Here is a 25798-nt window from a genome sequence, read left to right as displayed (position 1 = left end):
TTTATGCAAGACTTACCACCTTGATTTATGAGAAATGGGTTAAAAAATGAGGTAGCCATTCTTCTGCTAAGTGTTCAGGATCAGTCGTATGCAACATGTCTATTTTTAAAGATGGACAAATTTGTGTTGCTTTTTTACTTAGTAATACTTGCTCTACTTGGTTTACAGCATAGCAGAATGTGTCATAGTCAGAATTGCCTAATCCGATCACAGCAAAGTGTAGATCAGTGAGTGTTATGTTTTCTTTTGTTAGTTGTTCAAATAAGGGTTTAATGTTATCTGGTAGCTCACCTGCACCATGCGTTGAAGTGATAACTAACCAATATTTTTCATTAATGACGTCTTCAAGAGCTGGGCCATGTACTAAATGGATAGGATAAGTTTGTTGTAATATTTCAGCAATATGTTCTGCAACGTATTCTGCACCGCCTAATGTGCTTCCTGTAATAAGACAAATTTGAGGTTTCATGATTCTTTCCTAAAAAATGGGGCTTAGTTGGTATGACTAAGCCCTATTTTTAACTTGAATTAAACGTTATCAATTTTACCTAATAGTGAACGTAAACGTTCTTGCCAGTTATGATGTTCACTTTTCAATTGTTCATTTTCATTGCGTAATGCATCATAAGCTTGTTGTGATTGGTTATTTTTATCTTTTAATTCTTCAATTTCTAATTGGAGCAATTGAATAGTTTCAACGGCTTGTTTAATTTTTTCTTCGAGTTGATCTAAAATTTCTAAAGACATAAAGGCTTCCTCTAATATGTAATAAGTTTGTTTATTTTACTCCAGTTAACCTGATTGTTAAACAGTGAATAACATTTCCTTGTCACATTAACATAATTTCTAATCTCATTCGAAAAAATTGTTATCATTTTTTAATTTTTAATTACGCAACCGATTGCTAAATGCTAGAATAAGCCCTAAAGTGCATTAATTTAGTATTAAGGAATCATCAGATGAATAGAGCATTAGCAATTGAATTTTCAAGAGTAACAGAAGCAGCGGCACTGGCTGGTTTTGCGTGGTTGGGACGAGGTGATAAAGATGCTGCAGATAATGCAGCAGTACAAGCCATGCGACTCATGTTAAATCAAGTAGATATGGCTGGTGAAGTAGTTATTGGTGAAGGTGAAATTGATCAGGCACCAATGCTTTATATTGGTGAAAAAGTTGGAAATGGTAAAGGTGAGGAAGTCTCAATTGCTGTTGATCCTATTGAAGGAACCAGGATGACGGCAATGGGGCAGGCAAATGCCTTATCTGTTCTTGCTGCTGGTGGAAAAGATACATTTTTAAAAGCACCTGATATGTATATGGAAAAATTAGTTGTTGGACCTGATGTAAAAGGTATGATTGATTTGAATCTTCCATTGGAACAAAATCTTCGTCGTGTTGCTTCTAAAATGGGCAAACTTCTTTCTCAATTAACTGTTATTACTTTGGATAAACCTCGTCACCATGAAATGATAAAAAAAATGCAACAATTAGGCGTAAAAGTTCTTGCTATTCCAGATGGCGACGTGGCAGCCTCTATTTTATGTTGTTTGCCTGATGGGGGAGTTGATATGCTCTATGGTATTGGAGGTGCGCCAGAAGGCGTGATTGCTGCGGCTGCAGTACGTGCTTTAGGCGGTGAAATGCAAGCGCGTTTATTACCTCGTCATCAGGTAAAAGGTAACACACCTGAAAATCAAGCGATTGCTGCAGATGAAATTCATCGTTGTCAGGCAATGGGAATTGAAGTTAATCAGGTATTAAAATTAGATGATTTGGTTCGTGATGATAACTTAGTTTTTTCTGCGACAGGTATTACAAATGGTGATTTATTGAAAGGAATTCATCGTAAAGGTAATTTAGCTACAACAGAAACGTTATTAATTCGTGGTCGTTCACGTACTATTCGTCGTATTCAATCTGTTCATTATTTAGATAGAAAAGATACTGCTCTTTATCGTATTATTGGCGCTTAATTATTTTTGAAAAATGAAAAAAAGCACTATTTAAGTAAAATAGTGCTTTTTTTTAAGTTGTTTATGGTATTAATTGTTTTTTTCACAGAAGAACTTATGTAAAAGGTGCATAATTTCGAGCACTTTAGGATCAGCAATATAATATAATCTTTCTCTATGGCGTTTTTCACAATCAATTAAATTATTTTTTCTTAATACGGAAAGCTGATTTGATACCGAAGCTTGCGGTAGGCCTGTTAGTTTGGTGAGATCAGTTACATTGCGTTTTTGGTCTAGAATGCAACATAAAATCATTAGTCTATTGGGATTAGAGAATGATTTTAAAAAAGATGTAGCTTCATCACATTTCGAGAATATTTCTTCCATTATTTTTACTATACTCCAGTATGGTTTTTATTTTCTGTATTCTTTTTCTTTATTAAATAAGCATATTCGACTTTTCTCAAATGGGAATAAATTTGGCTATTTAGATTAATTAAATAGAGTTTTTTATTTATTTTGTTCATTTGATTGTTAATTGAAATTAAGCTTTTTAAACAAGATAGATCAAGATAATTGACTTGCGATAAATCTAAAATAAAACAAACTATTTTTTTATCTTTATTTAAAATGGCATTAATTTTATTTTCGATATAATCAGCGTTAGCAAAATATAAATTACCTTCAATTTTTAGAATAACGCTCTCTTCTTCACAGCAATCATATTGTTTGTATGATATGTCATTTTGGTTAATTTGACTAATTTTAGGTTGGATAGTTCGATAAATATATCCTGCTAAAGAGATGAGCATACCCGTTGCAAGCCCTATTTCCATTCCTTTAATCAGAGTTAAAACAATGGTTGTAAGCATAACAAATCCTTCTATCTTATCGTAGCGAAAGGCTTGTTTTAGTGCTGAATAATCGACCATTGGGATAACCGCAATAATAATAGTCACAGATAGTATGCTTAGTGGCATATAGTATAAGAAGTCAGAGAGCCATAAGATAATCATTAATGTGCCGAGTGCAGTAAAAATACTCGCTAATTGTGTTTGAGCACCAGCTTCTTCATTAACTGCAGAACGTGAAAATCCGCCTGTTACGGGCATTCCGCCACTTAATGCAACGCCAACATTTGCTATACCTAAGCCAAAGAGTTCTTGGTTAGGTTTAATTTGTTCTTGTTTTTTCGTTGCTAATAATTTGCCAATTGAAATACTGCTCGCGAAGCTAACAAGACTAATTAAGAATGCGCCAGGTAAAAGTGCGCTAAGTTTTTCAAGAGAAACGCTATCCCAGTGAATAACATCAAATTTAGAAGGGATTTCTCCAACAATTTTGACATTTTGAAAAAATAGCTGCCAGTGCCATATGAAAAATGAAAGTAGTCCTATTACGATGACAGGTGAAAAGCGTTTTAGACTTTGTGAGAGTGTGTTGTTTGATATATAACGTGAAAAATGCTTGATTGAGTAAAGCAAGCCAAATCCAATCAAACTTAGACAAAACGTGATCCAATCAATATGCTGCAGATCTGCATATAAAGAAACGATAAGAGCGTGTAAGTTATCCCCTTGTGCCTGGATGCCTAGTAAATGTTTAATTTGACTAAAGATAATGATAATTGCGGATGCAGTAGTAAATCCAATATTGACAGGATGACTTAAGAAGTTAGCTAAAAACCCTAGACGCAAACTGCCCATGATAATTAAGATTATGCCTGATAATAGTGCTAATAAAATTACAGTTGTTAAATAATCCGCGGAATTAGGGGCTGCATAAGTACTGGCAATGGAAGCCGTCATTAACGACGTAATGGCAATAGGACCAACAGAAAGTGTACGACTACTACCAAATAAAGCATATAAAAGCAGCGGTGCAATACTGGAATAAAGACCAATGTACGGTGGAACACCTGCCAAAAGGGCATAAGAAAGCGATTGTGGTACTAACATCAGGGTGACCACAATGGCAGCTAATAAATCTTGTCTAAATAGTGTAATATTGTAGTGAGAAAGCCAATGTGTAATAGGCAGATAACGTAACATAGAGAATTAGATAAGAAGAAAGTAGAAGTCGAAAGACTTCTACTTTTTATATTTTTATTGACGATTCCAAGGCATAACCGCTAACAAACGCGCCATTCCACAGAATCCTGTTGCTCCTGCTAATAATAACCCTGCACCAACAAAAGCGCATAAGCCATAAAATGCAGGTGATACTTGCCAACCTAAAATTGCACCAAGTAATGTTAAGCTTCCTGCAGCAATTTGAACTTGTCTCATCATTTCTAAAGGTTGGGAACGATTAAGGCGAGTGGGTTGGTTATTTGCTTTCCAACCATCAATTCCGCCTTCTAAAATAAACGCTTGTTTACCTGAAGTAAGTGCAGAGAGTAAACTGCTTGCTTGCTGTGTACGACGTCCAGAACGGCAATGGAAAATTACTACATCCGCGCTAGCCGCATTTCCTTTTAATCCTTGGCTTTCTAGTTGTGATAATGGTTGAAGCTCTGCCGCTTCAATATTTTCTCTTAAATATTCATCAGGTTGGCGAATATCGACTAATACCGCACCTTGTTTAAGTTTTTCGCATACTTCATTGACGCTAATTGTTTGAATAGTCATATATTTTTCCTATATAAGTTAAGATTTGAATAAATTAATTGGAACTTTGAGATAAACTTGACCATTATCTTCTGCTGGTGGTAGTGCTCCTGCTCGCATATTGACTTGCACTGAAGGAATGATCAATTTTGGCATCGAAAGTGTTGCATCACGATCTTGTCGCATTTTAACAAATTGAGCTTGTTCAATCCCATTATGAATATGGATATTTTGCTCTTTTTGTGCTTTGACCGTAGTTTCATAGCAATATTCTGTCCGACCTTGTGGTAAATAGTCATGACACAAAAACATACGTGTTTGTTCAGGTAATGTAAGCAATTTTTGGACAGATTGGTATAACACATTTGCATCACCGCCAGGAAAATCACAACGTGCAGTACCATAGTCTGGCATGAATAATGTGTCTCCCACGAATACGGCATCACCAATTAAATAACTGACACAGGCAGGTGTATGACCTGGTGTGTGTATGACAGTTACATGAAGATGACCAATTGAAAATTCATCACCATCACAGAATAATTGATTAAACTGACTGCCATCACGAGCAAATTCTGTTCCTGCATTAAATGCTTTTCCGAACACATTTTGTACAGTGGTAATATGTTGTCCGATACCCGTTTTTCCACCTAGTTTTTCTTGTAAGTAAGGTGCTGCAGATAAGTGATCTGCATGAACATGCGTTTCTAAAATCCATTCAACCTTCAGTTTATGTTGCTTAACATAATCAATAAGGTGGTCGGCAGATTCAGTACTGATATAGCCTGCTGAATAATCTAAATCCAAGACTGAATCAATAACTGCACATGCCTGACTTTTTGGATCGCTTACAATATAACTGTAAGTATTTGTGGCTTTATCAAAAAAAGCTTTTACTTCAGGTGCAATGACGTTTTTCATTATCTTGTCCAATCGTTAATCTTATTTACAAGAACAGCGACCTACTTTTAAGAAACCAGCAATGGTATACAATAAAATGGCGCTCCCTAAGAATCCACCAATATAAGCCAAGATAACCAAGATCAGATCGATTGGTCCACCTAAATTGCTAATTGAGGATTCAGAAATTGAAAATAAAAAGAACAGCGCAATGACCCCACCAAATAAACCTAAAAAGCTGCTACCTTTTAAACGGCAAGACACAACGCCTTTTTCTTTGATTAATAAATAAAAGAAAGAACCTAAGACCACCACTACAACGAAGAGAAGTGGCCAAAAGAATGAGCCTAACATAATTTGGGTTACCGCCCACAGTGTATCAAATTGCATTTCTTTCATTGTTAATTCTCCTTAAGCTAATCCGCGTAACATGCCTAAATAAGTTGGTTTTAAACCTAGGGTTTTAATTGCCCATGTTGCCCATAATTCTTCTAATGGGGCAATGACGCCAGGGAAAGATGGAGTCAAATGGTTGTTATAGTCAAATTCAATTAACATTCCTTTACCCAGTTGAGTAATCATTGGGCAAGAAGTGTAACCATTGTAAACTTCATCACAAGGTTTTCCCGCTAACTCGGCTAATAAATGTTCTACTGCAACAGGTACTTGCCATTTAACACTGGCTGCCGTTTTTCCTTTCGGTACACCTGCGACATCACCTACTGCAAACACGTTTTTATAACGGCGATGACGTAGATTGTGTTTTTCAACTTCAACCCAACCATCTGCTGCAAATCCGCCTTCTTGCCAAGCTAGTGGTGAGTGACGCACTGCATCTGGTGCTCTCATTGGAGGTACAACGTTAATGAAATCATAATTAACGTCCACTTTTCCTTCTGGGCTGTTAAATGTTGCAATACGTTTAGCAGGATCAATCGCGGTTAACACGCGGTTATAATCTACGTGGATATTTCTTTCAGCAAAAAGCATTTTTAATTTTGCATCGACGATAGGTACGCTGAATAATGTGTTATTGTGAGCGTTATAAAGCAGTTTAGATTTTTCGAGTGTGCCTCTTCTTTGTAAGTAATCACGAACAATAAAGGCATATTTTAACGGGGCACCAGCACATTTCATTTCTGTTGCAGGACGTAGGAAGACGGCGTCTCCTCCTTTATTTGCAAATTCATCTAATAATTGCCATGTTTTATAGGCACTAGATGGGCTGTGATAAACACTGCCTAATCCATTTTGACCAATGAGATTAACATCCATCCCTTCGATTGCGTCGTAGTCTAGTTTTAAGCCTGTTGCAACAAACAAATAATCGTAAGTGATTTTCTCGCCTGTTGAGGTTGTTAGACTGTTGCTATCTGGATCGAATTCATTCACTGACGCTTGAATCCATTTTACGTTTTCAGGCAAATAGTCGGCTGTTTGAGATACAACGTAATTTTCAGGTTTGATTCCCCCTGCAACAAGGGTAAAACCTGGTTGATAATAGTGTGCGATACGAGAGTCAATTAAGGTAATTTTAGCCGTAGGTTCAAGTCGAGCTGCAAGTCGAGAAGCAATTGTCAATCCTGCAGCACCTGCCCCCGCAATAACGATGTTGGCAGAAGAAGAAATTTTAGGCAAGTTTGCTTGTACACTGGTTGGGACCAGTAGTCCTGTACTTCCAATTGCCCCGACAGTTCCCATTGCTAAACCTGAACGAATAAATTGGCGTTTACTTTGGTTAATCTGATCATATTGACTCATCATTATCTCCTTTTATATAGAACTATTTTAATATGCAGATTCTTAAATATGAAATATATATCATATGAGAATTAAATCAATAGAGATGTAAATAAATTGTTTTAATTTTGTTAATTTTTATTTTTAAAATAATGTTTAGTGGGGATATTATGGGTTTGTCATTGTATTGTTTACATTGAAATAGTACTGCTTCTGTTTTTTTAAACATTCATGGGATTTGTTTCAACATTGCAGCAAAACCGACCGCACTTATTTTTAGCCATTTCTTCAAATTTTTGCTATAATCACAGCAATTTTTTACCATTTTGAAAGAGAGAAACAATGTCAAATAATACCCCTGAAAATTATGGTGCGAATAGTATCAAAGTCTTGAAAGGACTGGATGCTGTACGTAAACGTCCTGGTATGTACATTGGGGATACGGATGACGGCACAGGCTTACATCATATGGTTTTTGAAGTGGTGGATAACTCCATTGACGAAGCATTAGCAGGCTATGCAAAAGATATTACCGTCACTATTCATACGGATAACTCAGTTTCTGTGCAAGATGACGGTCGTGGAATTCCAGTGGATATTCACCCAGAAGAAGGGGTTTCAGCCGCAGAAGTGATCATGACGGTATTGCACGCAGGCGGTAAATTTGATGATAACTCGTATAAAGTCTCTGGTGGTTTGCACGGTGTGGGTGTATCGGTTGTAAATGCATTATCTGACAAATTGCAATTAACTATTCGTCGTCAAGGCAAAGTACACGAGCAAATTTACCATTTAGGTGAACCTGAAGCGCCATTAGCAGCAATCGGTGAAACAGATCAAACAGGAACTTCTGTGCGTTTCTGGCCAAGCCCAACGATTTTCAATAACATCGAATTTGAATACGACATTTTGGCAAAACGCTTGCGTGAATTGTCATTTTTGAATTCAGGTGTGTCGATCAAATTATTTGATAAACGTAACGACCGACAAGATCACTTCCATTATGAAGGTGGTATTCAAGCCTTCGTTGAATATTTAAACCGTAATAAAAATCCAATTCACCAAAAACCATTCTATTTCTCAACAGAAAAAGACGGCATTGGTGTGGAAGTATCAATGCAATGGAATGACAGCTTTAACGAAAACGTATATTGCTTCACAAATAACATTCCACAACGTGATGGTGGTACTCACTTAGCCGGTTTCCGTGGTGCATTAACCCGTAGTTTGAATAACTATATGGAAAACGAAGGCCACAACAAAAAATCGAAAGTGGCTACGTCAGGTGATGATGCGCGTGAAGGGTTAGTGGCAATTATTTCGGTGAAAGTGCCAGATCCAAAATTCTCTTCACAAACGAAAGATAAATTAGTGTCTTCAGAAGTGAAAAGTGCGGTTGAATCAGTGATGAATGAATATTTACAACAATATTTATTAGAAAATCCAGCGGATGCAAAAATTATTGTCGGAAAAATCATTGATGCTGCACGCGCACGTGAAGCTGCACGTAAAGCACGTGAAATGACTCGTCGTAAAGGGGCATTAGATTTAGGCGGATTACCAGGTAAACTGGCTGACTGTCAAGAACGTGACCCTGCGTTATCTGAATTGTATCTGGTGGAGGGTGACTCTGCGGGCGGCTCGGCAAAACAAGGTCGTAACCGTAAAAACCAAGCGATTTTGCCATTAAAAGGGAAAATTCTGAACGTAGAAAAAGCACGCTTCGACAAAATGTTATCTTCTGCAGAAGTGGGCACCTTAATCACTGCACTGGGTTGTGGTATTGGTCGTGATGAATATAACCCTGAGAAATTGCGTTATCACAGCATTATTATTATGACCGATGCTGACGTGGACGGTGCGCACATTCGTACATTGTTGTTGACCTTCTTCTATCGTCAAATGCCAGAGCTTATCGAACGTGGCCACGTTTATATTGCGCAACCGCCTTTATATAAAGTGAAAAAAGGTAAACAAGAGCAATACATCAAAGACGATGAAGCGATGGTGCAATATGAAGTAGCGCTTGCATTAGAAAATGCCGCACTTTATGTGAATGCAAATGCTCCCGCAATGAACGGTTTAGCGCTCGAAAACTTAGTGTCTGAATACAATGCAGTGCAGAAAATGATTGGTCGCTTGACTCGTTATTACCCTGATGCAGTCTTAAAAGAGCTCATTTACCACCCAGAATTCACCACTGGCTTAATGGCGAAAGAAGCTGATGTGGACGCTTGGGCGAAATCATTAGTAGAAAAATTAGTGGCGAAAGAAAGCAACGGTAATCATTACAGCTATCGCACTGTATTTAACAGTGAACGCCAATTATATGAAGCCGTATTAACTGTTCGTACACACGGTATCGATACAGATTACTTCTTGAACTTCCAATTTGCGACAGGTAGCGAATACGGTCGTATTATGAAATTAGGCAAACAGCTTGTGGGCTTAATTGAAGAAGGCGCATACATTATGCGTGGCGAACGTAAACTTGAGATTACCTCGTTTGAACAAGCGGTTGAATGGTTAGTGAAAGAATCTCGTCGTGGTTTAATGGTACAGCGTTATAAAGGGTTAGGTGAAATGAACCCAGAGCAACTTTGGGAAACCACAATGGATCCAAACGCACGCCGTATGTTAAAAGTATCGATCAAAGATGCGGTAGCAGCAGATCAACTCTTCACCACCTTAATGGGTGATGAAGTTGAGCCTCGTCGTGAATTTATCGAAAGCAACGCATTACACGCAAATTTAGATATTTAATCTAAAAATCTGCTTTTCATTTCATCAAGTGCGGTTAAAATAAATGCAATATTAACCGCACTTTTCATAACTAAAAATGCTATACCAAATCATTGCCATCTTTATTTGGGCAAGTTCTTTCGTTGCCGGCAAATATGCCTTCACCATGCTTGATCCTGTTCTCACCGTTCAAACCCGTTTAATCATCATCTCTTTTCTCATTTTTCCTTTATTTCTGCGTCATTGGAAAAAAGTGGATAAAACCGTTCGCCCACAATTATGGTGGCTTGGCTTTCTTAATTACCCTGCAATTTTCTTATTACAATTCATTGGGTTACATTACACTTCAGCTGCCAGTGCGGCGACCATTATCGGCTTAGAGCCTTTACTCATCGTCTTTATGGGGCATTTTTTCTTCAAAGATAAAGCGGCTTGGTATCATTGGTTTTTCGGTGCAATGGCATTTGCTGGGGTTGCGATTTTAATTGCAGGCGGACGCAGTGAAGGGGAGATCACGTTATTTGGTTGTACACTCATTTTATTAGCAGGATTGCTTTTCGCCAGCTGTTTGCGTTGGACAAAATCGATGATCGGGCAAATTACTGCCACCGCCTACACTGCTATTTCAGTCGTATTAGGCACGATCACTTGCTTACCTTTCACGCTGATTTTCACGCAAAACTGGGATATTCACTTCAACTGGCAAGGATTGCTCGGCTTACTTTATCTTGCGATCTTTTGTAGCTGGATTGCCTACTGGCTCTGGAATAAAGGGCTAAACTCCACCAACACCAATTTAAGCGGATTATTGACCGCACTTGAGCCTATTTTTGGTGTTGTTCTAGCAATTTTGCTATTGGGTGAATCCGTTTCATTACTCTCTTGGATCGGCATTTTAATCATCATTGCGGCCACTGTGATTGCTAGTATGATGCCAAAACTCACAGCCAAAAAATAATCTCACTCTTTTACTTAAAAATGACGGCGTATTAAGCAAAATATGCCGTTTTTTTCTGTGTGTTTTTAATAAAACCTATTCTCATTTGTGCTAAAATAGCGCACTTGAAATTCACTCTCAGCTTTTTTAAGGACAAACCTTTTATGATGATCGATAAACGATTAATTAACACGGTCTCCGATAGCAAAAAATGGATTGCTAAAACGGTGTTATGGAACTGGGTTGCGCTGGTGGCAGGCATAGTAAGTGCGGTCATTTTTGCGCTGTGTTTAGAACAAGCCTTTGCGCAAACCTTGACGCTCGGCACGCTATTTAGTTATGCCATTAACCTTGTTGTTGCCCTTGCCGTGCGTGCTTTCGCTGGCAAAATGTCGGTAAAGGCCTCTTACCAAGCCAGCACCAAGGTTAAACACGAATTGCGTACGTTGATTTTCCAAAAATTAGCCGCAATGCCGTTAAACCAAGTCAACCAACAATCCACCTCATCGATTATCCAAGTGGCATCAGAAGGGGTTGAGCAACTGGAAATTTATTTCGGTCGTTACCTACCACAACTGTTTTACAGCCTACTTGCGCCGTTAACCTTATTTATTTTCCTCGTTTGGTTTAGTGCACCCACTGCCTTGATTTTATTGGTGTGTGTGCCATTAATTCCAATGTCGATCATCGCAGTGAATAAAATTGCAAAACGTTTATTACATAAATATTGGTCAATTTATGTGGGCTTGGGCAGCAGCTTCTTAGATAACTTGCAAGGTTTGATCACCTTAAAAATCTATCAAGATGACGACTACAAAGCGAAAAAAATGGATATTGAGGCAGAAAAATTCCGTACCATTACGATGAAAGTACTCACAATGCAGCTCAACTCAGTGTCCTTGATGGATTTGTTAGCTTACGGTGGTGCAGCAATCGGTATTTTGACCGCACTTCTACAATTCCAATCGGATAATTTAGGCGTTTTCGGCGTGATTTTATTTATCTTATTGGCTTCAGAATTCTTTATTCCATTGCGTTTGCTCGGCTCGTTCTTCCACGTGGCAATGAACGGCAAAGCCGCCTCAGACAAAATTTTCACGTTATTAGATACGCCAGTAGAAACCAACGAAAGTGCGGTAGATTTTAACGCAGAAAATCAAGTTCAAGTGGATATCCAAAATTTACACTTTGCCTATAACGCTGAAAAACAAGCGATTAATGGTTTAGATTTGACGATTCAACCAAAACAATTAACGGTGTTTGTAGGTAAAAGTGGCTGCGGTAAATCCACTTTAGTGTCCTTATTAATGGGCTTCCACAAAGCACAGCAAGGCAAAATTTTATTTAATGGACAAGAAATCCAAGACCTCGATCGCCACTCGTTCTATCGTCACGTATCATTAGTCAGCCATAGCTCTTATGTGTTCAAAGGCACGTTGCGTGAAAATATGCTAATGGCGAATTTAAATGCCACAGATGAACAAATTTACGATGTGTTAGAACAAGTTAACCTTGCCAACTTCGTGCGTGAAAACGGCGGTTTAGAGATGGCATTGTTAAGTCGTGGCAGTAACTTATCTGGCGGACAAATTCAGCGTTTGGCTCTTGCTCGCGCGTTATTACACAACGCAAGTTTCTATATTTTCGATGAAGCCACCAGCAACATTGATGTGGAAAGCGAAGAAATTATTTTGAATTTCATTCAACGTTTAAAAGCAGAGAAAACCATTGTGATGATTTCCCACCGTTTAGCGAACGCCGTAAAAGCGGATCAAATTTACGTGTTGCAACAAGGGGTATTAGCAGAACAAGGCAACCACGAAAGCTTAATGGCAGCGAATGGCATTTATGCGGAAATGTTTAATCAACAGCGCAACTTAGAAAATATCCGCAACGGAGGGCAACAATATGCGTAAAAATGGTTTTGCGATTATGTGGCAATTATTGAAGTTAGTGACACCATTAGCCCATATTATGAGCTTCACTATTATTATGGGCGTGCTCGGCTTTTTAGCAGCGATTTTCATTATGGTGCTGGGGGCAATGGGGTTATCCAATTTATTAGAATTTCCAACCCATCTCAGTTTTTCGCAAATTTTGACCGCACTTATCGTGTTAGCCGTGGCGCGCGGTATCTTGCGCTACCTTGAACAAATGTCAGGGCACTACATTGCGTTCAAATTGTTAGCCTTATTGCGTGACAAAGTGTTCAGTGCATTGCGTAAACTAGCATTTGTGAAATTACAAGGTAAGCAATCAGGGCAATTATTGTCCTTAGTGACCAACGACATTGAGTTGTTGGAAGTGTTCTATGCACACACTATCGCCCCAATTATGATTGCGTTTTTAACTTCAAGCATTTTATTGGCCGTGTTTGCACATATTTCTTTGTGGTTCACATTAATTGCCTTTTTAGCTTATATCACCATCGGTTTAATTCTACCGATCATCACCACCAAAATGGCGCGTGAAGACGGTCGTATTTATCGCGAATTAGTCGGTGAAATGAACGATTATTTCCTCGATAGCATTCGTGGTATGAAAGAATTGCAACTGTTTGGCAATGAAAAAGAGCGTTTAACGGGCATTCACCAACGCAGTGAAAAAATCGACCAAGCATTCTTAAAAATCAAACAGCAAGAAGGCAAAGTCCGTTCTTATACTGAAATCGCCGTTTCAGCCTTTAACATTCTGATTTTAGTGGCGGGTATTGTGTTGTATTTGGATCAACAAATCAACTTTGCAGGTTTATTAATCGCAGTGATTTTATTGATGTCGAGCTATGGCCCTGTGATTGCGTTAAGTAACTTATCCAATAACTTGTTACAAACGCTGGCAAGTGGTGAACGTGTACTGGGTTTACTAGCAGAAGAACCACACTTAAAAGACGTAGTGAAAGGCGTTGATTTAAACGATGTACACCAACTTGATGTTGAGCAGTTAAGTTTTGCTTATGATAACGAACAGATCCTTTCTAACGTGAATTTACGTTTAACCAAAGGTGAAATTTTAGGGATTCACGGGCGTAGCGGTAGCGGTAAAAGTACCTTGTTGAAATTGATTATGCGCTTTTACGATCCACAAGCTGGGGCAATCCGCATTAATGGCAAAGATCTGAAAGAGATCAATACCTTAAGTTTGCGTGATCATATCGCTTACATCACGCAACAAACCTATATTTTCAATGAGACTATCTATGAAAATATTTTGATGGCAGACCGTAGCGCAAGTAAAGAGCAAGTGATTGAAGCCGCCAAAAAAGCCTCAATTCACGACTTTATTATGAGCCTACCAGAAGGTTATGACACCAAAGTTACTGAGCTAGGCAGCAACTTATCGGACGGTGAAAAACAACGTATCGGCATTGCGCGTGCGTTCCTACACAATGCACCGATTATCTTGCTTGACGAGCCAACAAGTAATCTCGACAGCTTAAACGAAGCGATTATTTTGCAATCCTTGCTCAATGTGAAATCGGAAAAACTGATTGTGTTAGTCAGCCACCGTGCTTCTACAATGGCAATCTGCGATCAAGTGATTCATATTGAGAACGGACGCATGTCGTAAGCGCACGTCATCATTGTTTCTCAAGTCTTAACACAAGGTGCGGTTTAGTTTTCGATAGGGTGGAAAACCAAACCGCGCCTTCTTTTTCTCCAGTTAAAATAGACTTATTTGTTTTATCAGTTGCCTTTTGAATCATTAAGATCATGTCAGCATGGTACAGGAAGAATGCTGTTGTTATTGCGAGATTTATTTTTCATCAGGTATTTTGTGTGTTATTTTGTCACCTTCCTGCCATGAATTTATTATTGCATTTGGCAGTGAACGTTGACTTATTTACTTTTTATTAACCCGTTATGATCGAAAAATATCAATTAAACCAAGAAAAACTTCTCCCTTTTTTAACAACGCAAGTTGAGCAACAACAAGCATTTACCCTCTTAAATGGGTTGTGCCAATGGTTACGTTTGGGTGGGAAAAAAGAGGCGCCACAACGTTTATCGTATTTAATCCAATGCTTAAATCATGATACGCAATTAACCGAAAAAATTGCCTCATTGTTGTGTCAATGGATCTGCCAGATGCGCTTGTATCCCCTTTTCATTAGCTGTGGCTTACTTGCACGAGAAGGATTTGGACGTGAAATTCAAAAGCGATTATATGAACGTTTTAATCCCTCTTTTAAAGATTTGAATGATTTACGAGATATTTTCTTTGTCCTGTTTTATGAAGAACGTGATGAAGAATGGTTACAAGCAACCGCTATTCAAGATTGGATAACATTATTGGACACCTTGCAGCGACACAGTAGTGAGCGAGAGCGCAAAAATGTGCATAATCATTTACGTTATGAAGGTTTTTTTGCAATTGAAATGTTGGCAATTTGGATTGCTGCAGAAGAGCTGGAACCTGAGTTAATGCGTCTTGATCCAACGTTACTTGATGCCGATTCCCCTTTTGTTGCTTTGCAGCGTGAAGTGACGAATTGGTTGACTGCCCGTCGTCAAGATCGGCAATATGATGATGCCCATTTACAAGTGATGTTCGAGCAATGTCGCGAACAAATTGACCGAATTCATCGTCGCGGTGCAAGTGCAGGCTCAACATTAGGCGTCGCACATTTATTGACACGTTTAGATCAAACATTAACTCGGTTGACGACGTTAATGGAGATTTTTCAACAAGATCGCCTTTTACCACATCGTATCCTTGTTTTTACTGGCGAGTTAGCCGTCGCTTCTGCACGCCGTCATAGTGCGGTCGATTTATGGAAACAAAGTGTCAAAATGCTGGCGCGTAGTATTACACAAAATAAAAGTGATCATGGTGAACACTATATTACACGTGATAGCAAGGCTTATCGTGCGATGTTTTTTTCTGCGGCGGGGGGAGGAATCCTCATTGCTCTGATGGCGTTATTTAAACTTTATCTTGGTGATCTGATTGAAGATCGTGTTTGGCGTGGGATTGCTGAAGGGCTGAACTATGGGATTGGTTTTACGCTGATTTTTATGTTGCATTGTACTGTAGCAACGAAACAGCCTGCGATGACGGCGGCACGTTTTGCAGAGACGGTAGATAGTGGACAAGGTAAAGCTGTGAATATGCAATTAGCACAATTATTGATTGATGTATTCCGTTCACAAACCGTTGCTGTATTAGGTAATGTCAGTTTAGCGATTGGTGTAGCGTGTTTATTGGCTATGGGTTATCAACACTATTTTGGTATGCCATTATTGACTGAGGCAGAGATTGCTTACCAGCAACAAGCCCTTGATCCCATGAAAGGGGCTTTATGGTTTGCAGCCATTGCGGGTTTCTGGCTATTCTTTTCTGGCATCATTTCAGGTTATTTTGATAATCGCAGTAATTATTTGAACTTAACTATGCGATTGCGTCATCACCCGCTTCTACGTTGTGTTTTAACACAGAATCAACGTGATAAGTTTGCAGCATATTGGCATGATAATTATGGTTCAATTATGGGTAATCTCTGTTTCGGGTTATTGCTTGGCTTCACAGGGTTAGTGGGTGATATGTTAGATTTACCGCTAGATATTCGTCACGTGGCATTTTCTTCTGCCAATTTAGGCTATATGGCAATCAGTGGCGAATTTACTTGGCAAATGTTTTTACATGGTCTGATGTTGGTATTACTGATCGGATTGGTGAACTTGATTGTGAGTTTCTTTATTGCGCTATGGGTTGCGCTACGTTCGTTAGAAACGGAAATTGACAGCTGGTGCGATATTGGTCAATGCGTTTGGAAACTGATTAAACAACGTCCTTTATCACTGTTTTTGCCTTAGTTGATGAGGTAATTGCAAGAAAAAAGACCGCTTTTGTTAATGTGCGGTCTTTTTTATTTGCATCTTAATCTTTGACAGCGATCGCTTCGATTTCAATACCAACATCTTTTGGTAAACGAGCCACTTCCACACAAGAACGGGCTGGGAAATTTGGGTGATTGTTTTCTTTGAAAAAACGTTCATACTCAGCATTCACCACAGCAAAATCATTTAAGTCTTTCACAAATACTGTCGTTTTCACAATATTAGCAACACATAATCCTGCTTGTTCAACAATGGCTTTGATATTTTCTAAGGATTGACGTGCTTGTGCCACGATATCTGCAGGGACTTCCCCCGTTTGAGGATTCACTGGAATTTGTCCCGAGGTCAACAGCATATTACCTAACTCTACGGCTTGAACATAAGGACCAATTGCTGCGGGTGCCTTATTAGTATGGATCACTTTAGCCATTTCACTCATCTCCTGTTATTAAATTGAAAAAGAAGGTCATTGTACGATTTTCACAAAAAATTTACAGCGGGTTTAACGCATTTATTAAGCGAATTTCATCAAAATGTGCCACATCTTCGAGCAAAATCGGACATTGTTGAATTTTGTTTTCGGCTAATAATTTCGCCCGTTGTGTTCCAGCCAACAATGGCGTATCAGAAGTGAACCATTGCGCACCTTGACGAAAAACCAAATTGCCAATACTACAATCGGTCACCTTGCCTTGCTTGATGATCATAATCTCGTCGCAATCGCCTTTTTGCTGTAATAAGTGGTTTAAATAAGTCCGATCAGCATATTTCAACCCGTATTCAATCTCATCGCACATCACAGGCTGAAAAGTGCGGTAAGTTTTTCGTTGATAAGCAAAATACTGCACTTGATAATCTTGCTGATTGTAATCCACTCGGCAGCGAATTATCGGCGAATGTTGAGTTTGCTGAAGTGCGGTCGAAATTTGAATAATTTCAGCAAGATCGTGCATTTTCGCCACATTTTCGCCATAAAACTTCGCTAAACTTGCTTCATAACGCTGTTGATGCAACGCAAGCTGTTGAATCTCGCCATTCACAATGGCAATAGTTTCAAATAAAGGAAATGTCATCGCTTATCCTACTGGCACATAGACTTTTTGGATTAACTCTTGGTACTCGTCGTCTAACTCGCTCAAGATCGTGATGCCACCACCACTGCGGAAAAGATATTTCTCGCCCACTTGCTCAATAAAACGAATGGCTACCGCACTTTGTAGCGACTCGCCATCGAAAATACCAAAAATCCCTGTGTAATAACCACGAGGTTGTTGTTCAGCCGCTTGAATAATTTGTACGGTTTTTTCTTTCGGCGCACCGCTAATCGACCCTGCGGGTAATAATGTAGCCAAAATCGTGCCAATGCGTGTTTGCCAATTTTTAGCAAGATTGCCACAAATCTCCGAACTTGTCTGCAAAATCGCGCCTTTTTGCGTATGGATTTTTTCCACATAACGGAAGCGCGTCACTTCCACGTTTTCTGCCACCGTCGCTAAATCATTGCGCATTAAATCCACAATGGTGTAATGCTCTTGACGTTCTTTGTCGGAATCTAACAAGCGTTTTTCCGCTTCAGGCAACGTGGCATCAATCGTGCCTTTCATCGGGTAAGTATAAATTTGATTGTGATGAATATTCACAAAACACTCTGGCGAAAAGCACACAAAGTGATCGCGGTAATACAATTTATAAGGTGCGGTCGTTTGTTGGAAAATCTGTGCAAGACTAAAATTAATATGAATTTCAGTCGGATAAGTTAAATTCAACAAATAGGAATTGCCTTTTTGCAACTCGTCTTGCACCAAGTCAAAGCCACGCTGATAATCCGCTTTTGCCATTGGAAATTTCTGCAACTCAAAAGGCTCACAAGGCATTTCTGCCTGCCAATTCACATTCTGTTGACCTCGAATTTCAAAAAACAATCCCAAATCAGCCGCTTGTTCTAACGGGCAAAGTATCGGTTGTTGCTGTTCAAAATCAATCAGAAAGAAAAAAGGTTGGCGTTGCTCGCCGTAATGATTGGCTTGTTGAATAAAAGAATCGAAGCACATAACTTATCTGTCATTGAAAAAATAAGTGAAAGTTTAACGGAAAATGACACAAAAATCCGCATTTTCCTTTATACTTTGCCTCTTTCCTCACAGAGAATGGCACAGATATGAAACGACTTCTGATTATCAATAATCAAGATTCTTTTACCTACAATTTAGTGGATTTAATCCGCCGATTAGACGTGTCTTTTGATGTGGTTGACGTGCAAGAATTGGATTTAAACGCCGTCGCCAATTACAGCCATATTCTGATTTCGCCAGGCCCAGATGTGCCTCGCGCCTATCCGCAACTGTTTGACATGTTAGAAAAATACTATCAGTCAAAATCCATTTTAGGTGTGTGTCTAGGGCATCAAACGCTGTGCGAATTTTTTGGTGGTGAGTTATACAATTTAGATAAAGTCCGCCACGGACGCATCCAACGCCTCAAAGTGCGGTCAAATTCAGTATTATTTCAAGGACTACCGACTGAATTTCAAATCGGCTTATATCATTCTTGGGCAATTCGTGAGCAAAACTTCCCAGATGCACTCACGATCACCGCTTATTGTCATGAAGGCGTAGTGATGGCATTTCAGCACAATCACTTATCTATTTATGGGGTACAATTTCACCCAGAATCCTTTATGACGGAATACGGCGAGCAGCTATTACGCAATTGGCTAGAACATAAAGTATAAGATTAAATAAGTCCCATAAAAAAGCAGTCAATTTCTCAAAGCCTAAAACTTTTCTGAAATTGACCGCACTTTTTAAGAGTTACACAAGCTGGCTCATTCCAACATTCACAAAAAATCCACCAACAACTAACCAACATAACACCAATGCACCTAAAATCAGCGGTTTAAGACCAGCTTGCTTGATGGCGTTGATATGTGTGGTTAAGCCTAAAGCGGTCATTGCTGCGATTAATAACAATCCGTCGAGTTCGACAATCCAGCGCACAATATCCGCAGGAATGAGAGAGAAAGAGTTGATGATCGCCATTAAAATAAATAAAAAGGCAAACCAAGGAATCGTGATTTTGCGCGTTTGTGGGTTATCGCTTTGTTTTGCAAGTAACCATGAAATAAAGAGCAAGAAAGGCGCAAGCATCATGACACGAATCATTTTTGAAATCACGGCTGTATCCGCTGTTGCAGGGCTAATATTGCCCGCCGCCGCATAAACTTGAGCCACTTCGTGCACGCTCGAGCCGATATAAATACCAAATTGATGTTCACTTAACCACGCCGAGAGATAAGGGTACATCACTGGGTATAAGAACATTGAGATCGTCCCAAAAATCACGATAACCGCCACCGCAACTGATACTTGGTGTGATTCGGCTTTGGTCACTGGCTGCATTGACATAATCGCTGCGGCACCGCAAATACTACAACCACCCGCCGTGAGATAGACAATTTGTTTATCCATTTTGAGATAACGTAGCCCGAGCCAAAGTGTAATCAAAAAAGTCCCAATCAGCATAATGGCATCGGTCAAAATCGCATTCACACCGACCGCACTGATATCTTGAAAGGTCAGACGGAAACCATACAAAATAATCCCTAAGCGCAACAAAGTGCCTTTTGCGAACATCACGCCTTGTGAAGTATGTTGTGAAATTTTGGGATAAAGCGTATTGCCTAAGAGGATACCCAGTAGAATTGCGATGGTGAGGGCGCTGAGTTTTGCATGCACTGCAAATGCGCTTTTGGCAAGCATATCAACAATAAAAGTTAGTAATGCGACAAAAGCCAATCCAATATACATGGTTTTATTTTTCATTAGCATTTCCTTAGTGGATAAGGCGAGTAAAATAAAAGTAATTCAAAAGGATAAAGCGATTTGCGGTGGATGTAAAATTGATTCTATCGATATTTTCAGCAATAATTTGGCAAAAAACAACCGCACTTTGATTTGGACGGTCAAAGTGCGGTGCATTTTTTCATTATTTAAGTGTTAATATTGTTCTTCCTTATAGCCATAGTACGCGTTGGTTAAAATCACTTCCATATCGGCAACAACAGGTAAGCGAGGATTGGCTGGTGAGCATTGGTCTTCAAATGCGAGTAATGCGATTTGACGACGTGCATCCATCCATTCTTTTTCATCAATGTCTTGCTCTTTGAAAGACATTTTGATGCCCACGCGCACTGCTAAGTCGTAGCACGCTTTCGCGAAAGATTTCACGCCTTCTTCTGGTGTTGAACAAGGTAGGCCTAACATACGTGCGATGTCTTGGTATTTCACATCGGCTTTGTAGTAGTTATATTTCGGCCACGTTGCGGTTTTTTGTGGGCGAGTACCGTTATAGCGAATCACGTGTGGCATTAATACTGCGTTGGTACGACCGTGTGGTGTGTGGAAACGGCCACCAATTTTGTGCGCAAGTGAGTGGTTCATCCCTAAGAATGCGTTGGCAAATGCCATCCCCGCCATTGTTGAAGCATTGTGCATTTTTTCACGTGACTCAGGATCTTTCTCTTTCACTGAGCGTTCTAAATGTTCAAACACTAATTTAATCGCTTGTAATGCAAGACCGTCGGTAAAGTCGTTAGCCAGTACTGACACATAAGCTTCAGTTGCGTGCGTTAATACGTCTAAGCCCGTATCAGCAGCAACGTGTGCTGGCACGCTCATTACGAACGCAGGGTCAACAATTGCCACTGTTGGCGTTAATGAATAGTCTGCGATTGGGTATTTTTTATCGCCTTCAGTGATTACCGCAAATGGGGTCACTTCAGAACCAGTACCCGATGTGGTTGGGATACCCACAAAGCGTGCTTTACGGCCTAATTGTGGGAATTTGAATGCACGTTTGCGGATATCCATAAATTTCTGAACTAAATCACGGAAGTCCACTTCTGGTTGTTCATAGAATAACCACATCACTTTTGCGGCGTCCATTGCTGAACCCCCACCTAATGCAATAATGGTATCTGGTTGGTAATTGCGGATTAACTCAGCACCACGACGAACAGTTTCGATTGATGGATCTGGCTCAACATCAGCAAATAATTGGTAAGTCACGTGATTGCCACGAGCGGTAATTTGTTTTGCGATTTTTTCAACGAAACCTAAATCCACCATCGTGCGATCGGTCACAATCACCACGCGCTCCATACCTTTCATTGATTGTAAATATTGGATTGAGTCGCGTTCAAAATAGATTTTTGAAGGCACTTTGAACCATTGCATATTATTTCTCCGTCTTCCCACTCGTTTAATATTTAATAAATTGACCGCACTGACGTTGTTGCCTACGGAGTTTTTACCGTAAGAACCACAACCAAGGGTAAGAGATGGAAGGAAAGCGTTATACACATCACCGATACCACCGAACGTTGAAGGTGAGTTCCAAATCACACGAATCGCCTTCACACGATCGCCATAGGCTTTTGCAATCGCAGCATCTTTAGTGTGAATTGCCGCAGAGTGACCTAAACCGTGGAAATTCACCATGGCTTCTGAAAGTTCAAAGCCGTTTTCAGTTGAAGTAGATTTTAAAATCGCTAACACAGGTGATAATTTTTCACGCGTTAATGGCTCTTTTTCGCCCACTTCTTTACATTCTGCCGCAAGAATGTTGGTTTTTTCAGGCACTTTAAAGCCTGCTTGTTCTGCAATCCAAGTCGCGGGTTTACCGACCACATTGGCATTTAATTTTGCGCCACCGCAGTTTTCACTATGGGCTTTTACGCCAAACAGAAAGGCTTCTAGCATGGCTTTTTCTTTTTTGTTCACGAAATAAACGCCGTAAGATTTCATTTCTGCTACGAATTCATCGTACACCTCCTGATCGACAATCGCCGCTTGCTCAGAGGCACAAATCATACCGTTATCAAAGGCTTTTGACATCACAATATCGTGTGTTGCTTGTTTGATATCAGCCGTTTTTTCAATGTAGGCAGGCACGTTACCCGCCCCTACGCCTAATGCTGGTTTTCCGCAAGAATAAGCGGCTTCCACCATCGCATTACCACCCGTTGCAAGAATGGTTGCAATACCAGGGTGTTTCATTAATGCCGCAGTGCCTTCCATTGATGGATGTTCAATCCATTGGATACAGTCTTTCGGTGCACCCGCTGCAACTGCCGCTTCATAAACGACACGAGCCGCATGAGCAGAACATTGTTGTGCGGAAGGGTGGAAAGCAAAGACGATTGGGTTACGCGTTTTTAAAGAGATGAGGGCTTTGAAAATGGTCGTGGAGGTTGGGTTAGTGGTAGGGGTGATACCGCAAACAACACCAACAGGGTCTGCGATTTCAGTGATACCAGTGACATCGTCTTCACTGATCACACCGACTGTCTTCAGATTGCGCATATTATTGACCACATATTCACACGCAAACAAGTTTTTGGTGGCTTTGTCTTCAAACACACCTCGCCCTGTTTCTTCATACGCATGCATAGCTAATACACCGTGTTGATCGAGTGCAGCAACAGAGGCTTTTGCAACAATATAATCCACTTGTTGTTGGTTAAGCTTGCGAAATGCTTCTAATGCCACTAACCCTTTTTCAACCAGTGCATTCACTTCCGCTTGTGCTGGACTGATATTCGTTTCAGCAGTATGACTCATGATGATTTCTCCTCAATATTGATAAAAATAAATTATTTAAACTTAAAAAATTATAGTCATTTAACTACCTAAAAAGTAGTGTATTTAGGGAAATCAGCCTAAATTGTGATTTTGATCAACTTTTTTTGGTGTGCTGCTTGGCGGTTTATTATTTTTACGTTCTCCTCTTTATTTCTACGAGCAGATCGTTGATACTATCGCCCTTTTTATCACTTGATTTTTTATTTATTTTTAAGGAAACGTTATATGTCATCTGTGAAAAATTATGCCAATCCTGGTCCATTAGGTTTATGTGGGTTTGCTTTAACAACGTGGTTATTAAGTTTAATTAATGGCGGTTTTTTTGATGCACAAAATTTAGGCTTAGTATTCGGTATGGCGTTTGCATTTGGCGGTACGGCGCAAGTTATCGCAGGTATGTTCGAGTTCAAAAAAGGTAATACGTTTGGTTTTACTGCATTTATTAGCTATGGTGCGTTTTGGTGGTCTTGGGCATTATTTGTAATCTTTTTTAAAGGTAATGTGGCGCCACAATTTGTTGGTTGGTACCTTGCCGCGTGGGGCACGTTTACGCTGATGATGTTCTTCGCTTCTTTTAGTAAACCCCGTGCATTGCAAATCATCTTCTTCTTTTTAACTTTGACTTTTTATACGCTTGCAATCGGAGACGCGACCGAAAATCACAGCATTGTCAATGTTGGTGGATATTTAGGATTAGTGACAGCATTGTGTGCTTTTTACTTAGCAGCGGCTGAAATGTTAATTGATTCTTATGGGCGTGAAGTGTTGCCAATTGGATCAAAAAAATTGTGATGTCACAGGGAGGGTAACCTCCCTTTTTTATTGTATGCACGTTTGCCGTGAAAGTGCGGTATGTATTTTCTCTATTTTGAGCCCCTAGCGCCCCTGTCTTTCCGTGTTATTTTATGTGGTAAGCATAGTAAATTGTTTGCTTTATAGACATCACAGGACTATATTGCTTATTGAGAATCGCAGGTTGTATCTCAGCATTGGATGTTAATTCTTTAATACAAGAGGGTAGCATTTATGAAAAAAGTGATTTTAATTTCTAGTGTTATGCTAGGACTTTGTTATTCCGCCTCTGGCTTTGCGTTTACTGAGAAAAATATTGACGTGTACAGCCAATCCATGAATAAGAATATCCCCGTCACTGTTGTCTTACCTGATGGCTATGCCAACACTCAAAAATACAGCACAATTTATACATTACACGGCTGGTCTGGTAATAACCGAAATTATCCAGAGAAAACAGGCTTAGGTGAATTAGCTGACAAATATAATGTGATTTATGTTTCGCCCGATGGTAACTATGACAGTTGGTATCTCGACAGCGAGTTGAAAAAAGCATCGAAATATTACACCTTTGTGTCGAAGGAGTTGGTGGACTATATTGATAAGCACTATGCTACTCACGCGGTAAAAGAACAGCGTGCAATTACTGGATTGAGCATGGGGGGATTTGGTGCACTGTATATCGGCATTAAGAACCAAGACGTATTTGGACAAATGGGAAGTATGAGTGGTGGTGTTAATATTGAGCAATTTAAAAATAATTGGGGGATTTCAGCAGTCGTCAATGATCGTTGGAGCGACTATAACATCAAGGATTTAGCGCATGGACTTTTGTTTACAAAAAGTCATCTGATTATTGACTGTGGTATCGATGATTTTTTCATTGAACCAAATCGAGAACTCCACCGCAAATTACTCGATTTGAATGTCCCGCATCAGTATACGGAAAAACCGGGCGGACATTCTTGGGTATACTGGAAAGACTCAATTGGTCAACACACTTATTTCTTTACACAACATTTTGCACAACATAAAGCAAAATAATCATCTTGATGAGGCACACTTTGTGCCTCTTTCTCGTTATTTTTCATACCAAATTCGGTTGATATACAGCATGATCAAACCCGATGGGGTGTCGACTTTGATTTCATCATCAATTGTTTTACCAATAAGGGCTCGTGCTACAGGTGAATCAATCGAAATCCAGTTTTTCGCGGGGTCAAATTCATCGCAGCCCACAAGACGATAATGCTTTTCTTCACCTGCTTCATTTTCTAGTGCAACCCATGCCCCAAAAAACACTTTGCCTTCTTGTTTTGGATGATAGTCAACGATCTGCAAGACTTCTAAGCGTTTAGTTAAGAAACGCACACGACGATCAATTTCACGCAAACGACGTTTACCATAAATATACTCTGCGTTTTCGCTGCGATCGCCTAATGCCGCCGCATCGGATACAGCCTGTGTGACTTTAGGACGTTCTTCTTTCCATAAAAATTTGAGTTCTTGATCGAGTGCATTCCATCCAGCACGAGTGATATAGTTTGATTTTGCCATCGTATTAACCTGAATAAAAAGTAAGTCAGTGCATTTTACCTCATTGTGTGCAGTCCGACTAAGTGCTAACTATTTTTTATTTTACGCTTTT

At 39.6% G+C, this 25798-nt stretch carries 23 protein-coding genes; 9 read left to right on the top strand and 14 right to left on the bottom strand.

Going from position 1 to position 25798, the window contains the following annotated elements:
* Positions 1-25: 25 nt before the first annotated feature.
* A complete protein-coding gene (gene mioC, locus ACWIT3_RS03270) occupies positions 26-469 on the bottom strand; it encodes an FMN-binding protein MioC (RefSeq protein ID WP_457161375.1) in 444 nt (147 codons plus the stop codon).
* A gap of 59 nt (positions 470-528) precedes the next feature.
* A complete protein-coding gene (zapB, locus tag ACWIT3_RS03265; protein ID WP_457161374.1) occupies positions 529-747 on the bottom strand; it encodes a cell division protein ZapB in 219 nt (72 codons plus the stop codon).
* Between the two features lie 212 nt (positions 748-959).
* On the opposite strand from zapB, the gene glpX reads away from it, so the two are divergent.
* Positions 960-1973 (top strand): class II fructose-bisphosphatase, encoded by a 1014-nt coding sequence (gene glpX, locus ACWIT3_RS03260; RefSeq protein WP_457161373.1) that lies wholly within the window; start codon positions 960-962, stop codon positions 1971-1973.
* 69 nt (positions 1974-2042) lie between these two features.
* Here glpX and ACWIT3_RS03255 read toward each other — a convergent pair whose 3' ends face one another.
* The 6 genes from ACWIT3_RS03255 to ACWIT3_RS03230 are packed head-to-tail and all read right to left on the bottom strand — an operon-like array spanning position 2043 to position 7225.
* A complete protein-coding gene (locus ACWIT3_RS03255) occupies positions 2043-2339 on the bottom strand; it encodes an ArsR/SmtB family transcription factor (RefSeq protein WP_457161372.1) in 297 nt (98 codons plus the stop codon).
* Between the two features lie 8 nt (positions 2340-2347).
* Entirely contained in the window at positions 2348-4003 is a 1656-nt protein-coding gene (locus ACWIT3_RS03250; protein WP_457161371.1) for a SulP family inorganic anion transporter, read from the bottom strand.
* A gap of 54 nt (positions 4004-4057) precedes the next feature.
* Entirely contained in the window at positions 4058-4582 is a 525-nt protein-coding gene (locus ACWIT3_RS03245; protein WP_457161370.1) for a rhodanese family protein, read from the bottom strand.
* Between the two features lie 18 nt (positions 4583-4600).
* A complete protein-coding gene (locus tag ACWIT3_RS03240) occupies positions 4601-5482 on the bottom strand; it encodes an MBL fold metallo-hydrolase (protein WP_457161369.1) in 882 nt (293 codons plus the stop codon).
* A 21-nt stretch (positions 5483-5503) separates the two neighbouring features.
* Positions 5504-5860 carry a DUF5368 family protein gene (locus ACWIT3_RS03235; protein ID WP_049214354.1) on the bottom strand — a complete coding sequence of 119 codons (357 nt, stop codon included), beginning with the start codon at positions 5858-5860 and terminating at the stop codon, positions 5504-5506.
* 12 nt (positions 5861-5872) lie between these two features.
* Positions 5873-7225, bottom strand: coding sequence for an NAD(P)/FAD-dependent oxidoreductase (locus tag ACWIT3_RS03230; protein WP_457161368.1), 1353 nt, complete (start codon positions 7223-7225; stop codon positions 5873-5875).
* Between the two features lie 318 nt (positions 7226-7543).
* Between ACWIT3_RS03230 and gyrB the strand changes: the two genes are divergently transcribed.
* The 5 genes from gyrB to ACWIT3_RS03205 all read left to right on the top strand — a co-directional run bounded on the left by gyrB (position 7544) and on the right by ACWIT3_RS03205 (position 16693).
* Positions 7544-9964 (top strand): DNA topoisomerase (ATP-hydrolyzing) subunit B, encoded by a 2421-nt coding sequence (gyrB, locus tag ACWIT3_RS03225; protein WP_457161367.1) that lies wholly within the window; start codon positions 7544-7546, stop codon positions 9962-9964.
* Positions 9965-10040: 76 nt separating this feature from the next.
* On the top strand, positions 10041-10901 hold the full coding sequence (locus ACWIT3_RS03220; RefSeq protein WP_457161366.1) for a DMT family transporter: 861 nt from the start codon (positions 10041-10043) through the stop codon (positions 10899-10901).
* Between the two features lie 143 nt (positions 10902-11044).
* On the top strand, positions 11045-12796 hold the full coding sequence (locus tag ACWIT3_RS03215) for an ABC transporter ATP-binding protein/permease (RefSeq protein WP_457161365.1): 1752 nt from the start codon (positions 11045-11047) through the stop codon (positions 12794-12796).
* Positions 12789-14447, top strand: a complete 1659-nt coding sequence (gene cydC / locus ACWIT3_RS03210; protein WP_457161364.1) for a thiol reductant ABC exporter subunit CydC — start codon at positions 12789-12791, stop codon at positions 14445-14447. Before ACWIT3_RS03215 ends, cydC begins: the two co-directional genes overlap by 8 nt.
* A 293-nt stretch (positions 14448-14740) precedes the next feature.
* On the top strand, positions 14741-16693 hold the full coding sequence (locus ACWIT3_RS03205) for a site-specific recombinase (protein WP_457161363.1): 1953 nt from the start codon (positions 14741-14743) through the stop codon (positions 16691-16693).
* 64 nt (positions 16694-16757) lie between these two features.
* On the opposite strand, the gene ACWIT3_RS03200 is transcribed toward ACWIT3_RS03205, so the two are convergent.
* From ACWIT3_RS03200 to ACWIT3_RS03190, 3 genes are all read right to left on the bottom strand, one after another.
* Positions 16758-17147 (bottom strand): RidA family protein, encoded by a 390-nt coding sequence (locus ACWIT3_RS03200; RefSeq protein ID WP_457161362.1) that lies wholly within the window; start codon positions 17145-17147, stop codon positions 16758-16760.
* A 61-nt stretch (positions 17148-17208) separates the two neighbouring features.
* Entirely contained in the window at positions 17209-17790 is a 582-nt protein-coding gene (locus tag ACWIT3_RS03195; RefSeq protein ID WP_457161361.1) for an aminotransferase class IV family protein, read from the bottom strand.
* 3 nt (positions 17791-17793) lie between these two features.
* Positions 17794-18768 carry an aminodeoxychorismate synthase component I gene (locus ACWIT3_RS03190; protein ID WP_457161360.1) on the bottom strand — a complete coding sequence of 325 codons (975 nt, stop codon included), beginning with the start codon at positions 18766-18768 and terminating at the stop codon, positions 17794-17796.
* A 107-nt stretch (positions 18769-18875) separates the two neighbouring features.
* On the opposite strand from ACWIT3_RS03190, the gene ACWIT3_RS03185 reads away from it, so the two are divergent.
* On the top strand, positions 18876-19448 hold the full coding sequence (locus ACWIT3_RS03185; RefSeq protein WP_457161359.1) for an anthranilate synthase component II: 573 nt from the start codon (positions 18876-18878) through the stop codon (positions 19446-19448).
* Between the two features lie 79 nt (positions 19449-19527).
* Here ACWIT3_RS03185 and ACWIT3_RS03180 read toward each other — a convergent pair whose 3' ends face one another.
* Together ACWIT3_RS03180 and adhE are read right to left on the bottom strand one after the other, a co-directional pair.
* Positions 19528-20538 carry a YeiH family protein gene (locus tag ACWIT3_RS03180; RefSeq protein WP_457161358.1) on the bottom strand — a complete coding sequence of 337 codons (1011 nt, stop codon included), beginning with the start codon at positions 20536-20538 and terminating at the stop codon, positions 19528-19530.
* A 174-nt stretch (positions 20539-20712) separates the two neighbouring features.
* Positions 20713-23337, bottom strand: a complete 2625-nt coding sequence (adhE, locus tag ACWIT3_RS03175) for a bifunctional acetaldehyde-CoA/alcohol dehydrogenase (RefSeq protein ID WP_457161357.1) — start codon at positions 23335-23337, stop codon at positions 20713-20715.
* A gap of 246 nt (positions 23338-23583) precedes the next feature.
* Between adhE and ACWIT3_RS03170 the strand changes: the two genes are divergently transcribed.
* Complete coding sequence (locus ACWIT3_RS03170) at positions 23584-24150, top strand: acetate uptake transporter (protein ID WP_457161356.1); 567 nt, start codon at positions 23584-23586, stop codon at positions 24148-24150.
* A gap of 234 nt (positions 24151-24384) precedes the next feature.
* Positions 24385-25194: an alpha/beta hydrolase gene (locus ACWIT3_RS03165; RefSeq protein ID WP_457161355.1), complete on the top strand. Its 810-nt coding sequence runs from the start codon at positions 24385-24387 to the stop codon at positions 25192-25194.
* A gap of 36 nt (positions 25195-25230) precedes the next feature.
* On the opposite strand, the gene greB is transcribed toward ACWIT3_RS03165, so the two are convergent.
* Positions 25231-25707, bottom strand: coding sequence for a transcription elongation factor GreB (gene greB, locus ACWIT3_RS03160; protein WP_457161354.1), 477 nt, complete (start codon positions 25705-25707; stop codon positions 25231-25233).
* Positions 25708-25798 lie beyond the last annotated feature (91 nt).

Source organism: Pasteurella sp. P03HT, assembly GCF_054052285.1.
The sequence above is the reverse complement of the archived record's forward strand: the minus strand, read 5'-3'. Positions and strand labels throughout refer to the sequence as shown.